Raw genomic sequence first — 13,131 nt, 5'->3', positions numbered from 1 at the left:
AGGCAACGAACGAAATGGGGGTGGACAGGAGGAGTAGGCGGGGGCCCGGCGCCCTGTCGCTTGATCTGTAGTCACCATGTCCCTTTTCAAAGGGACACCCTGGTCGGCCAGATCCATCGTTTCTCGCCCGCACACTGACTACTCAGGGAACAACAGCTCGTAGTCGTGCTTGTGGATGAGTCGGCGGACCTGTCGAAGGTCATCGCGATCGGCGTTGAGGTCCGACAGCAACACACCCATCGCGTCACGCTCGACCGTCCGGTACTCGATATCGCGCACGTCGGCGTCGATCAGCATCGAGAGCACGCCGAGTGCAACGACCTCACTGGAGAGTCGTGCTCCCTTGTACGGCCCCATGTCGATGTTGTCGATCACATGGACGGCCTGCTGCTTCTGGTAGGAGGTTGCTTCGAGCTGGCCGGCGAACGTCTCGACCCACCGACGCTTGTCGGCAGCGAAGTTCTGCCCACCACGTGAGACATCACGGGCATACGCGTCGTCGTTGACGACAGCGAGATCGGTCCAGGATTTCTGCTTGTGGTTCGGCCGATCGCGCATGCTCGGCCCCGACGTGTGCGTGTCGTCGTAGAAGGTCGTCCGGGTGGTCGCCCGACCGTCGTGGCTGGCGGGGCGAGGATTCGATCGGACCCAGTCCTCTTGGGCCGACATGGAGGCGTGGCCGGGGCTGTCGTCGGTCCAGAAGTCCTGTTCCGACCAACCCTCCGCAACGATGCGATCGGGCGCAGGCGCACGCTCACGACCAGTGGTCGATTCGGCTGAACTGTTCGATGTCGATGACGACGGGTGACTCATGCGACATGCCCATACCTGGATGGGTCGATCACACCATTCCCCGACACAGACCAACAGTTGCGTGTGAGCAAGGGAGGCTCGCGCGCGCGACATACGCATGTACACACTCGACACACCTAAATGTTATGTCATTCATTCGCGTATCGGCTCCCGATAGATTCATCTGTGTGCTACCGTTACGCGATACTGTCGCCAGCGTCGCATGTACGACGACGAGGAGTTGCTGGCGATGCTCGAGACTGCGTATGATCGGTACGACGACCAGCTGACGACGGCGGTGTTCGATGCCGACGATGAGTTCTGTTCGAGTGCGACGATTCGCCGATACTTCGGTGGATGGCGGGACGCGATCATCGAATCATCAGTGCCACAGTCGGTGGTACGGGGCCAGAACAGCTACACAGATGAAGAGCTGTGTGAGCAGATCCAAACCTGCTATCAGCGATATGATCGACTCAGGCTCACGGATTTCACCGACGATTCGGAGTTCGCATCGGAGAAGGCGATCCGGACACACTTCGAGACGTGGCGGGATGCAGCCCACGCTGCTGGGCTTGGAGAGCACGTGTCGTCGGTTGGGCGGAAGAAGGATCCGAGCGTCGACAGGGACAACATCAGTGGGCGGAAACCAACGTCTGCTCATCGCGATCTGAAAGCCGAGCTCATTCAGACTGAAGTGGAGGCGGGTCGGGAGCCAGCGTGCATCAACTGTGATGGAACGCCGGAGACGCTGTTCATGCACCACATCATCCCGACGGATCGATTCGATGAGATTACCGAGTCACACACGGAAGACAACTGTGTGCTCTGTTGTCGGGACTGTCACGAGCGACTGGACGAGTACTCGGCGCGTCTGTATCCGGAGTCGTACGACGCCGATCCAGGGGAGTCACCGCCCGATGATATCCTCGCGCCGATTGTGGAGTGACGGAAATCCAGGCTCAGGAGCGACCAACTTTTTTCGTCCGGAACGGCCGATCTCGAGGGCCGGACCCCACGGGGGTTGGGGTGGGGCGGGACAGTGCATGATCGGGAGTGAACCGGCACTGTTGGGAGTGATCGTCGAGGGCCGGCGGTGATCGGGAGTGACGAGGGAGATCACTCTGGAGGAAGTCGGACCACCCTCTGGAGGGAGTGGTCGGGCTCGTGACAGATCGCCGTAACCCCTGGCCCACAGCACCCATATTTTTCTCGCAGTACTCCCCTACCGCACAGCGGGTAGACGGCGGGGGGATTGTTTAAAAAACATATCCGAATCTGCCAGAACAATCAGGATCGCTACGAGGATCCGCTGTGGATGATCGTGATCGGCCTGTACCGAGGATCATGTCGACGTCGACTGGTAGGTGTGCGTCGATCGGCAGGCTGGACCTGTCGGGACCACGGATGGTGTCGAGTAGAGCTCGATCGTGACTGGTGGCCATCGAGCGGTCACGTCGAGGACGAATGGCTGGTATGTTGACCTGCTGGCCATGTAGGGAACCATCGAGACGACTGCTCGGTGTTTTCACCGCAGGGTCGGGGTTGTGCAATGATGCAGCTTTCCGGGGCGCACACTCACATTGCCCCGAAGGGAGCCAGAGGGTGAGGGTCACGCGCAGTTGATATGTCTCTGAACGTCGACCGGAGCGTACCGCACGGTGGACATATCGGACATGACCCGAAATTTCGCTGTTAGGACCCGCCACTTCGTCAGACAAGCTGACTTCGTGGCACGTCCACAGCGACTGCGTGCGCGGAGTACGCAATCGCGGGCTTCCGCACCACAGCCCGCGACTCCCGGGACCCATCACAACCCGACGTCTCGCTGTCGCTCGACGCGGGCTTGTGAGCACTCGCGGTCCGGGCGTGTGGTCTCTCGGTCCGGGCGTGTGACCGACGACGCCGATGGTCGGTGCCGTTCGTGCCGTAGCGCGACCGTTCCGGGCTCGGTTGCGTCAGCAAGCTGACGGACCGAACCGGGCATGCGGGGGCACCGACACAGTCGTCGGCCATTCCGGGCATTCGTTCGCCCATTCCGGGCTTTCGTTGTTCCGGGTCCGGGGTGCATGGTTGCGCACAGCGGGCTTCCGTTGCGTCAGCAAGCTGACGGACGGTTCCGGTCTGCTCCTTGGTCGGAGCGGGCCCTACCGACAATTTCGCACAGGATAATTCGTGCATCCCTTAACCCCTCCGCCACCGCGCCGAGCCGAGTACAGCACCACACCACATCGGCTCGGCGCGTAGTTTGGTGCGCGTCGGCGCGCACCGGCAGGCGGGTCGGACACAGCGCGCACACGCGCGCCGTCGCGCGTGCGCACGGAGAACGCGCAGTCCGACCCGCCCGGAAGGGTTAAGGGATGCCGACAGCGTGCGAGACGACCGCCATCGGCTTTCGCGTTCCAGCCAGCCGGGTGGAACACCACCGCCGTTCCACCCGACGGCTGGACACGGACCTCGGTCGGCGGTCGTCTCGCCGAGTGCCAGCTATCGGCTTTCGCGTTCCAGCCTCCGGCTGGACACGAACCTCAGCAAGCTGGCACTCTACGCTGTCTACGAATCATAGACCAACATGAGGCGCGAAGGGGGTCGTCCCCCCAACCCCAGTCGTGCTCTCAGTCAGTGATTTCAATGTCTGACAACAATCGAGGAATGGCAGCAGTCGTTGAGCTCGCAAATGAGATGAACGTCGGAACCGCGATGGCCGTGAAGCTGTTCAACATCGGCTTCACTCGCGTTGAAGACATCAAGGACGCATCGGTGTCGGAGCTGACCGAAGCGTACGGTGTGGGCGCGAAGACCGCGAAGCAGCTGAAGGGGAAGGCGTTCGGCGTGATGCGAAAACGCGAGCGTGGCCGGTTTGACGAGGATGCATCCGAGACCGAACGGATGATTGCAAACAACCATCATCAGTACGATGCCAACGTGGCCGTGTTGTGGGGTGAAGACGACACGCGGGATGATGAGACAACGACGGACAGTTCGGTGTCCGTTGCAGACAAATACACCGAGGAGGAGCTGCGCCAACAGTTGGACGATGCGCTGACCTCGTTGAAGATTCGCCCGCGCAACCTCGGCTTCTACTCAGGCTTCGCCGACAAGAAGACAGGTGCGGTCGTGTCAGAGTTCCAAGCTGACATCGCCACGAAAGGAGGCCAGATGGGTCGTCAAGAGTTCAACCCAGGGCAGCACAAGATAGGCCCAGACGGAGAGCCGACAGATGATTACGACGCGGTCGACTGGGCTGCGACCTTCCGCGAGCGAGAGAAAGCGATGGCGATGTGGGCTGATATCATCGTCGTCGTCGAGGAAGGTGACTACACTCGCAACACCTTGTGGCGAATCACCGAGGAGTACGATGTGGGGTGTGAGGCGTTCATCCACAACTCACGCGGACACCCCGAGCAGGAGGACGATGAAGAGTATGATAAGTTCACTCCCTCACCGGATGAACAGGTTGCCAACGCGGATGGAGCGCCCGGTGTGGAAGATGACCACGAAGAGTGGGATGGCTTCGCAGAGATGATTGAAACGATGGAAGATAACCCGGAATTCACGGATGGGCACGGAGGTGAGACGCAACTCTCAGGCTCGACGAAGGGCTGGATTGACCAATAGGCACGCAGCTGCTTTTTTTATACCGGTTCGAGCTCGCGGTGGAACAGCCGGGTCCCAGGCAATCCTCCACACTGACTGTCACACGCCGTGTGGCTGTGCCCCATCGCACGGTGGCTGTTCTCAAATCGTGGACGACGGTGCGCGCGTTCCGCACCGACCGCTCGCGCACGCACCCCAATCGGAGCTGACCGCACGGTGGATAGTGTCACGAGCACCGATGGTCGCACTGTTGGTGTGTACGATCACCGCACCAGCAACAGCACCGCGCGTCGCGCTCCAGGAGGGTAACCCCGTTCGGTTGCGTCCTCGCAGGCTCGGACGGACACGAAGGGGTTATCCCCCCTGGTGCGCGTCGCGTCGAGGTAGAAACAGCAGTGACAACATACTGAACAGTGGGATAGTGCAGTTCAACTGACGGCGCGATTGTCACACCGAGTGACAGGACGGTGTGTTCGACACGGCGGGTCTCGCGACATCCCATGAGTCCCATCCGTGAACGGACCCCGTTCGAAATTTGCGGAATACCGTGATTCCAATGTCCAAAACACAGCACACGAGCGACGGCATCGAGCAGTCATCATCATCAGCAGTCGAGACGGACGACGAAACAGCACTGGTCTCGAGTCTCATCGAGCACCTCGGCCTGCAGACGATTCCACGGTCAACACGTGAGGCAGCGTTGCTCATCCAGACGTGGACGGCAACGCAGGCCGGGTGTGAGCTCACGCAGGAACCAGCTGACGACCACGAGGTCCAGCTGGTGACCGAGACGGCCGAGCGCACGATGCGCGTCGAGGGGGTGAGCGCATAATGCCGTCACTCCAGGGCATCGTGGAGGAGCTGCAGTGCATGGAGTGTGGCTCGATGGCAACCGAGACGACCAGTCATCCACAGTCCGTCCCCGGTGGTGGACAGGAGGTTGACATCGAATGCATGTACTGTGGTCGGACTGGCTACCTCCTGAAGTCCGGCATGTGGATGGAGCATGACGGCTTCACTCGACAGCCGTCGAACCGGGTGGTCGGCGTGGCACAGCGAGGGATGAAGTAAGTCCCCACGACTGACTGGGCGTTCGACTCGGCGGGTCTCGCGACATCCCATGAGTCCCATCCGTGAACGGACCCCGTTCGGAATCTGCCGAGTCACCCACAGACGGTTGGTCAGGTTGGCCAACCGGTGGCGTGGCTCGGGAGAGTGGCACAGTGCAGCACAATCATGCAGGCGGACACCAACATACCAATGAGCAATTCACCACGGACGTTGATGGAATCGGACGACACAGAAACGCGAGCAGCAGACGACTTCGAGGTCGGCGAAGTGTGTGCAATCGAGGGTGAGACGGGCATGTGGCTCGCCTCCGGTGTGGCGACAGACGATGGGCGAGTCATGCTCCGACAGGAGAAGCCGAACAGAAACGACTTCATCAGAGTCAAGCCATCGCGAATCAAGCCAGTCCAGACAGAGGCTGACGACCCAGTGAGCGACCGTGAGTTCGGCGAACTGATGGACCTTGCCTCGACGCGACACGCGGTCAAGGTCACGTTCTGGGTCTCGGAAGAGCAGGCATACGGTGTCGGCTGGCTCAAGTCGGCGCACGAACGGACGTTGGGAGCAGAGCGACACGTTGTCGTCACCGACATGCGTGGAGACGACGCCACGATGGAGCGACGTGTGACGCGAAGTGACTGTACAGCGTTCGCGATGGCCGTCAGTGACGACGAGTAGACGAACCGAACTTCGACGACTACGTCGCCTCGACCGACGCCTGTTCACTACACTCACAGGCGACGGACCGCGCGAGCGCCCCAGCAGGGTAACCCCGTTCGGTCCTCACAGGTTCGGACACGAAGGGGTTACTCCCGCTGGTGCGCTTCGCGTCAGAAGTGAAGACAGCGACGAAACACTACCACGGTAGTGGAATCGAGCGATAACTAGCGATAGCGGATACAGTGGATTTGATTCATCATGAGTGACAACACTCGACAGACGGCAGTTGCACAGCTTTCGGACATCACGCAGGTCGGCTCGGTTCGCGCACAGCGTCTCTACGGCGCTGGCTTCGAGTCGCCAGAGGCAGTCTCGAATGCAGACCCAGCAGTGCTCGCAGAGGCGATGGAGAGCAACATGGCGACCGGCGAGACCGTTCGCAACGCAGCGAGCGAGATGGTCGACGACACGGCATTGGTTCGGTCGAGCGGGCGCTTCGAGAGTCGCCCGACGCGGGTCGCCATCGTGTGGGGCGACGAGTCGACCGAGCCGTTCGCCCGCAAGACGCAGACGATGCTCGTCAAACAGGCGCTGGAGCTGGCTGACATCGGACTCGACAACATCGAGGTCGGGCTGAAGACCAGTGACGACAGTGCCGAAATCGTGAGTGAAGTCGTCGACGGTGCCGTCCGAGCTGGCGCGATGTGCTCGGTCCAGCGCTTCAGTCCCGACTGGGACAGCTTCGAAGAGAGCGAGGACTGGACGGCCATGTTCACCGACCTCGAGCGCCGGCTCACGAAGTGGGCCGACGAGGTGCTCGTGGTCCGTGCAGATGACTACACGTCGTCGTTCCTCGAGCGCGTCTCCGATATCGACACGCCGGTGAACGTCTTCCTCGGTGCGGGCAAAGAGCTCCCGATGGAGACGCTCGATGAGGCATACGAGTCGCCCAAGGAGACTGCCTCGGAGCCAGAGCCAGCCGTTGCAGCCGAACCAGCGCCGGATGACGACGCTCGCCCAGCGGAGGAAGCAGCTGCCGTTGCCGGCGACGATGTTGACTGGTCGACGGCCAAGCACGCCGAAGAGGCGCACCAATGAGCCAGTCACAGTCACTCGCAGACTCGCGTTGGTATAGCGTCGACACGCCGGTCTCAGACGCCCGCTGCTAGCGTTCAGTCATCACTCGATTCAGTCCCCACACAGGCGCGATGGATGCGTACAGCGTGCGCTCTCGTCGCGAGACCTGCCAGTGGGGCAGGTGGACCAGTGCGGATACAACACAGGTATCATCATGTCAGATGCACACTTCGACCCCGTCCCAGAACGGGGCCCGTTCGTGGAATCGCGCGCAACAACCAACCCGACCGAGATTCGCCCTCCGACGACGCTGTCGGTCGAGCCGAACGAGCAGTCCGTCGACGGCCTCACGGTCGCCGTCGCCGGCACGGACGAGTTCATGCGAACCGATGCACTGTTCGACCACAGCGAGCGCATCCTCGCCGTTGGCTCGACGCTCAAGTCGCGTCTGTCGAACGCCGTCGTTGGTCGCATCGACCGCGTCATCACGACCGGCAACGGTGGTGCAGCACGAGCTGGCGAGATGTGGGCTGCAGCCAACGAGATGCCCCTCGGAGCCGACGACACGTTCGAGCCATCATGGGAAACGGATGGCGCTGGGGCAGCGTACGCCCAGAACCAGCGCATGGTCGAGACCGCCGACATCGTCCTGGTGTTCACCGATGGTCGCGGTGGCCAGACCGAGCACATCATCTCGACAGCTGAAGACGATGACGACACGACGCTGGTCACGCTGCGCTACGACGTGGAGAGTGCTCCGTGGGAGTGAACAACGAACAGCACTTCGGTGACCGATGGTCACCTCGACCGACGTTCGTATCCTGTACGAACGAACAGCACCGCGCGAGCGCCCCAGCAGGGTAACCCCGTTCGGTCCTCACTCCGTTCGGACACGAAGGGGTTACTCCCGCTGGTGCGCTTCGCGTCAGGGGTGAAGACAGCGACAGAATACCACATCGAGTGGCAACGTTGAAGCAACAAGAATCATATACACCATACTACAACAGTGAGTGATGACACGACGATTGGCTACGGCCTGTACAGTCCTGGTAGCAAGAAGTTCCTGACGCCACAGACAGTGGGTGGCGGTCGAGATATGTTCGACGAGGAGACGGCGAAGACCCTCCTCGAAGAGTACGAGGAGGATGGCTTGATTGACGAAGGCGAGTTCGAGCTCGTTCGCATCGAAGCGGTCGACGACGAGTAGCGCACGAGACGCGCTCACCGTGGACTGGCAGGCTGGCTGGATTCGGCGTTGAACGCAGACGGACACTTCAGGGTTTACCCATACTTTTCCCCAGAGTGAAAACGATGCAGGAGACGCTGCGTGGGTTCAATCCCCACCCGGTCCGTTGGAGGCAACAACTGATGGCGGTACAAGGACAGGAGAACAGTCGGTACGTCGAGAGACCATCGACACGTTCGTCGAGCAGCGTCTCGGAGACGTTCCAGACCGAGTTGAAGTGCGTGCGAAGGTGCTGCTTCGGCAGGCGAATCAGCATCCGTTCCACGAGATGGAGCTGCTCTCGTCGACCTCGGGTCGGCCACTACAGGTAACCCACAGCGAGGGCCAGTCGGTCTTCGTCTACCTGCTCGACGATGACCCGGAGATTCCCGTTCGTATCGAGCTCGACGAGCAGCCGACAGGCGAGGTCGTCCACGACATCTACGAGGCATACTGATGCCAGAACTCATACTCGACGGCCCACAGATAGCTGCACTCCAGCAACTGCTGGAGAACGCAGGCTACGAGGCACCGAAGAAATCCGAGATTGTGGATGAAGAGAAGTACATCGAGGATACAGGCGACCCCGAGGGGTACAAGCACCACGTCGCCGAGCCGATGGCGCTGTGGAAGATACTCAACGCATGTCCCGTCTGTGGCGACCCGAAGTGCCAGCGTGGAGTGAGCTACGTTGGCACGAACATGCTGCACGCTGACAAGCATCCGGAGAACCAGCGCGTCCGTCGCGAGCCAGCAGTGAACCGGCGGAAAGAGCCAAACATAAGTCGACCGGAGGACCTTCGATAACTCGTAGCCGGTAGATACAAGTTCGTCGCCCCAAACGATAGGGTAGCGCCAGACACAGTCGCATGGCAGATACCCAGTACGGCAAGCTGCTGATACAGCTCATCTTTGACCGGACAGAGCTGTCAGCGCTCGAACTTGCCGACCTGCTTGAAGAAGAGGCACAGCGATATCGGACCAACGGGAGTGACGCAGCATCACTCCAGTTGGACGGCGTCGAGCCCGCACGAGGGCAGTTCGCCGACACCGAGGAAACGACGCTCGAAGCATTCGCGGGTGGTCCCCATGAGTAATGGCGGTCGACCAGGCCCGCGTGAGGTGACAGAGGCAGAACAACAGCAGTCCCAGCGCGACGTTGCCTTCGGTGGCGGTGTCTTCGTCGTGGTCGGGCTCACGCTGATAGCGATACTGTCACTGATTCCACTCGGCCTTGGGTGGATTCCGATGCAAGCGTTCGTTGCATACAATCTGCAGGTGGCCGGGTGTTGGCTCCTCATCATGTGGTTCAGTCGGGTGATGTTGTGACTGACCACCTGCCCGACTACGGTACTCCAGTGACGGTCTCGTACGTTCGAGAGCCAGATGGACCGCTGTTCCGCGCACACGGGCTGATGGTCCGTGTCGACCGGGCAGAGAGCTTCGGGCTGCAGCGAGGTGAGACAGAGCGAGGCACGTTCGTCCTCACCTGTCGTGACCCACAGTCGACGCCCGTTGCAGCACTTCGGTTCAACGGGCGACAGATTGGCGTCATCAAGTCGGTCGAGCCTGACCCGATTGGGCACGCCCGGCCACATACGAACTCACGTCCGGACATCAACTACGGCGTGTAACAAATCAGACAACAGTGATTCAGACCAATGGCACAACGAGCACAACTCCAGTCGCAGGCAGTGTACGTCACGGTATCCGTCGAACTCGGATGCCCCTCGGATGCGTTCCCCGATGCAATGATTGCAGAGACGATGACGGTCGATGGACGACCAATCGTCACAGTCGAGCTCGACGCGAAGGGCGCACCGGCCCTCGACGGTGAGGATAGTGCGTCGTCGGCACTGAAAATTGTCCAGTCTCGCCTCGAGCTGGCGAACATGGCCAGTGCCCGACTCGAATCGGTCCAGGTGTTCACCGGCGGGACTCGCGTCTGTCACGAGCAACGCCAGGGGAGCGATGAACAGGTGAGTATCGACCGATGAGCACAGACAGTGTTGATGTCGTCGTCGAGAGCGCCTCGAAGATGACGAAGCCGGGTGAGGCGTACATCTGTGATAGCGACCTAGACCACTTCGAGGTAAAGCAGGCGTTCAAAGAGAGCGAGGGCCCCGGCTACAGAGAGGGCGAGCTCGTCGTTGCAACATTCGACATCGAGCCGACCGGCTACTGGGGTGAAGTGAAGAATTGCCTCTTCCGTGTTACATCGAGTCGGCTCGACGACGAAGGCTGGAACCGGAAGGCGAAGGCGCGGAAGTACGTGCGCCGGTACTCGCTTGAACCGGTCATCGGTAATCTCGACGAGAAGGACGTCCCCGGCCTCAGCGATGAACAGCTGATACGCGCAGACAACTACGATGAACTCCCGGACGCGTTCAATCCGTGCGATGAGTACTTCACTGCGACCATCCACGTCGAGGGCACACGGTTCGACCGGTGTCCCGTCTGTGATTCGAACTACGTCGAGATTGAAGTGAAGACGCCGAACGTTGGCGTCGCCCATTGTTGCATCTGCGACTACGAGATGCATCGAAGCTACTGACGCAACCCAGTCAGGTTGCACACATCGATTACAATGCACCAGTTACTCACAATTGTTGTTCCATCGAACCGACTTGCACAGCCCCTTCCATCGGCCGACGAGCCGTTCGACGCGAATAAACCGACGCCGACGGAGTACCGACGAATCGTTGAAGACGCGAATCATGCTGCAACGGAGTTCGTTCGAGAGTTCATCTCCACGCAGAACGGTGGTTACTCCGACTGGCATGAGGAGCATGCCGGTCGCTCCAGCGCTCGTCTGAACAGCATCTACGGACACCAGAATCTCGCCTGGTACGACTGGGCGTCCTACAGCGATAGTGACGACTACAGTGTCGAAGACGCACTACAGCGTCTGGAGTGGGACTACCGACACGGGTTGATTGGAGCCGACGAGCTCCGTCGCAACCTGGTGGATGACGTCGAAGCAAGCGACGAGTGGGACAGTGGCGAGGTCGAGGAGGGCACGTTCCAACAGAATGTCGTTGGTGAAGATGGCGAGCATCTCGGATACGAGTTCGACTTCGACGCGTTCCAGGCATTCGTCGAGGCACACAGTGCAGTCATCGAGGCAAATCCCGACTACAGGCCGTTCAACATGGACAACTACGGGCCCAGCGTCGATGGGTCGACGAAGAACTACGACGAAGTTCCCGAACACCCGAACCGTGTTGTCCTCGGTGGGCAAGGTGCCATCGAGCAGCTTCAATCCAGCTGGGAGAGCACTGCCCGCGAGCTCGAACATGCACGCGACGAAGCAGTAGACGAGCTCGAGGACAGCGACATCGACCCGAGAGAGCTGTTCGAACTCGACCCAACGACGTATCAACAGCAAGTCGGCGACCTGGGCATGTTCCAGCACTGGATGAATTCCCTGTTCGGCTACACGCCGAAGAACGAGTGCTACGGCTACGATGCGGGCGCACACACAGGCATCGTCACCGAGGAGAAACAGCAGACTGCCATCACGGCGATTAAAGACGGTGGCGCAGTCGTCTGCATCGACGTTCACTACTGATGAGCGACAGTGACCGTGTCCCTGTCGGGCGATGTCCAGACTGTGGCGTTGTCGCCGAGGATGCCGTCGACGTTCGGTTCCCACAACCGGCGAAGTGTCGCTGTTGTGGCGCCGAGCTCAGTAACTGCCGATACACAGATCGCGCACAGTTGACCGAAACGACCGGAAACGTCGAGATTACGACACACCCAACATGAGCCAACAACAGAGTCCCGTCGGCCGGGCAGAGGGAGAATTGCGCGAACGAATCACCAGCATCGAGAGTGGCATCGAGGATATGAACTGGGTCGAAGAGACCGTACGACACTTCGACAGCATCGGTACTGGGTCAATCGACGAGGTGAGCATCGAGGGGCTCGGGACATCGATCGCACTACACACACTTCGCGTTGAGTGCCGAATCAGTGTGCCGATCAACGAGATGTCATCTGATACGACACGAGACAAGTTCCAGCGGATACTCAGGAATGCCGATGGCCACGAACTCGAGTTCACCGACGAATACTTGCTGAAAGCACAGATGACGTTCGAGCTCGAGCTCAATTGAGACAAACCGCACTTCGACGACTAAGTCGCCTCGACCGGCGTTCGTATCCTGTACGAACGAACAGCGCGTCGCACCCCAGCGGGTAACCCCGTCGGTTGCGACCGGGCAGAGCCCGGACGGACCGAGAGGTTACTCCGCTGGTCTGCGTCACGGGAGGGTGAAAACAGCAGTGAGAGCTGCTGGAGTGATACTATGACACTTGAGATAGAACCAGATGCGTCCGACCGAACGGAACAGATTGCTGAAGAACTTCATGAGCATGCCGTCAACGAGATCGACTTCGACACGGACGACGTGTTAGTGGTTGCACACGACGATGACTCCGTGACGAGTTCCATCATCGCGAACGTCCCCGGTGGAAAACATGGAGTGTGACCACTGTGGCGAGGAGACGCCGGTCCGGACTGGCCTGACCAACGTCCAGTTCACGGGGACCATCAGTGGTCTCCATAGCCGATACCGCGTCTGTCCCGATTGCCGGGACACGCTCCAGACGAATCCTGACGTCGAAGCCGACCAGTTCGCGTAATCGTTACCACAATCTTCAACTTGGTCGCGTACAACGACCAGTTACAACTATCATGTACACCGACA

General features: G+C 60.2%; 20 protein-coding genes. 19 read left to right on the top strand and 1 reads right to left on the bottom strand.

The features are described from left to right. Positions 1–138 precede the first annotated feature (138 nt). On the bottom strand, positions 139–669 hold the full coding sequence (locus DM818_RS14785; RefSeq protein ID WP_172977359.1) for a hypothetical protein: 531 nt from the start codon (positions 667–669) through the stop codon (positions 139–141). Between the two features lie 346 nt (positions 670–1,015). Here DM818_RS14785 and DM818_RS14780 point away from each other — a divergent pair, with 346 nt between their 5' ends. The 19 genes from DM818_RS14780 (at position 1,016) to DM818_RS14690 (ending at position 13,066) form a co-directional block, all read left to right on the top strand. Next, positions 1,016–1,741 carry a homing endonuclease associated repeat-containing protein gene (locus tag DM818_RS14780; RefSeq protein WP_153953038.1) on the top strand — a complete coding sequence of 242 codons (726 nt, stop codon included), beginning with the start codon at positions 1,016–1,018 and terminating at the stop codon, positions 1,739–1,741. Between the two features lie 1,703 nt (positions 1,742–3,444). Then, positions 3,445–4,410, top strand: a complete 966-nt coding sequence (locus DM818_RS14775; RefSeq protein WP_172977358.1) for a helix-hairpin-helix domain-containing protein — start codon at positions 3,445–3,447, stop codon at positions 4,408–4,410. 535 nt (positions 4,411–4,945) lie between these two features. Further along, on the top strand, positions 4,946–5,221 hold the full coding sequence (locus tag DM818_RS14770) for a hypothetical protein (RefSeq protein WP_153953036.1): 276 nt from the start codon (positions 4,946–4,948) through the stop codon (positions 5,219–5,221). Then, positions 5,221–5,460, top strand: coding sequence for a hypothetical protein (locus DM818_RS14765; protein ID WP_153953035.1), 240 nt, complete (start codon positions 5,221–5,223; stop codon positions 5,458–5,460). The genes DM818_RS14770 and DM818_RS14765 overlap by 1 nt, the downstream gene beginning before the upstream one ends. Positions 5,461–5,649: 189 nt before the next feature. Continuing rightward, positions 5,650–6,135, top strand: coding sequence for a hypothetical protein (locus tag DM818_RS14760; RefSeq protein WP_153953034.1), 486 nt, complete (start codon positions 5,650–5,652; stop codon positions 6,133–6,135). A 240-nt stretch (positions 6,136–6,375) separates the two neighbouring features. Continuing rightward, on the top strand, positions 6,376–7,215 hold the full coding sequence (locus DM818_RS14755; protein WP_153953033.1) for a hypothetical protein: 840 nt from the start codon (positions 6,376–6,378) through the stop codon (positions 7,213–7,215). Between the two features lie 160 nt (positions 7,216–7,375). Next, positions 7,376–7,963, top strand: a complete 588-nt coding sequence (locus DM818_RS14750) for a hypothetical protein (RefSeq protein ID WP_153953032.1) — start codon at positions 7,376–7,378, stop codon at positions 7,961–7,963. Between the two features lie 237 nt (positions 7,964–8,200). Then, a complete protein-coding gene (locus DM818_RS14745; RefSeq protein ID WP_153953031.1) occupies positions 8,201–8,401 on the top strand; it encodes a hypothetical protein in 201 nt (66 codons plus the stop codon). 256 nt (positions 8,402–8,657) lie between these two features. Further along, positions 8,658–8,876: a hypothetical protein gene (locus DM818_RS14740; protein WP_153953030.1), complete on the top strand. Its 219-nt coding sequence runs from the start codon at positions 8,658–8,660 to the stop codon at positions 8,874–8,876. Continuing rightward, a complete protein-coding gene (locus DM818_RS14735; protein ID WP_153953029.1) occupies positions 8,876–9,226 on the top strand; it encodes a hypothetical protein in 351 nt (116 codons plus the stop codon). The genes DM818_RS14740 and DM818_RS14735 overlap by 1 nt, the downstream gene beginning before the upstream one ends. Positions 9,227–9,288: 62 nt before the next feature. Further along, positions 9,289–9,516: a hypothetical protein gene (locus DM818_RS14730; protein ID WP_153953028.1), complete on the top strand. Its 228-nt coding sequence runs from the start codon at positions 9,289–9,291 to the stop codon at positions 9,514–9,516. Then, positions 9,509–9,748 (top strand): hypothetical protein, encoded by a 240-nt coding sequence (locus DM818_RS14725; protein WP_153953027.1) that lies wholly within the window; start codon positions 9,509–9,511, stop codon positions 9,746–9,748. The genes DM818_RS14730 and DM818_RS14725 overlap by 8 nt, the downstream gene beginning before the upstream one ends. Before the next feature lie 29 nt (positions 9,749–9,777). Beyond that, entirely contained in the window at positions 9,778–10,053 is a 276-nt protein-coding gene (locus DM818_RS14720) for a hypothetical protein (protein ID WP_153953026.1), read from the top strand. A gap of 27 nt (positions 10,054–10,080) precedes the next feature. After that, positions 10,081–10,416 (top strand): hypothetical protein, encoded by a 336-nt coding sequence (locus tag DM818_RS14715; protein ID WP_153953025.1) that lies wholly within the window; start codon positions 10,081–10,083, stop codon positions 10,414–10,416. Then, positions 10,413–10,973, top strand: coding sequence for a hypothetical protein (locus DM818_RS14710; protein WP_153953024.1), 561 nt, complete (start codon positions 10,413–10,415; stop codon positions 10,971–10,973). Before DM818_RS14715 ends, DM818_RS14710 begins: the two co-directional genes overlap by 4 nt. 33 nt (positions 10,974–11,006) lie before the next feature. Further along, positions 11,007–11,990 carry a hypothetical protein gene (locus DM818_RS14705; RefSeq protein ID WP_153953023.1) on the top strand — a complete coding sequence of 328 codons (984 nt, stop codon included), beginning with the start codon at positions 11,007–11,009 and terminating at the stop codon, positions 11,988–11,990. A 193-nt stretch (positions 11,991–12,183) separates the two neighbouring features. After that, positions 12,184–12,537 carry a hypothetical protein gene (locus DM818_RS14700; protein ID WP_153953022.1) on the top strand — a complete coding sequence of 118 codons (354 nt, stop codon included), beginning with the start codon at positions 12,184–12,186 and terminating at the stop codon, positions 12,535–12,537. A gap of 192 nt (positions 12,538–12,729) precedes the next feature. Then, on the top strand, positions 12,730–12,912 hold the full coding sequence (locus tag DM818_RS14695) for a hypothetical protein (RefSeq protein WP_153953021.1): 183 nt from the start codon (positions 12,730–12,732) through the stop codon (positions 12,910–12,912). Next, positions 12,902–13,066, top strand: a complete 165-nt coding sequence (locus tag DM818_RS14690; protein WP_153953020.1) for a hypothetical protein — start codon at positions 12,902–12,904, stop codon at positions 13,064–13,066. The genes DM818_RS14695 and DM818_RS14690 overlap by 11 nt, the downstream gene beginning before the upstream one ends. The last annotated feature ends 65 nt before the right edge of the window (positions 13,067–13,131 follow it).

This window comes from Halosegnis longus (genome assembly GCF_009663395.1).
Lineage (GTDB): Archaea > Halobacteriota > Halobacteria > Halobacteriales > Haloarculaceae > Halosegnis > Halosegnis longus.
This window is presented reverse-complemented; position numbering and strand designations above follow the sequence as displayed.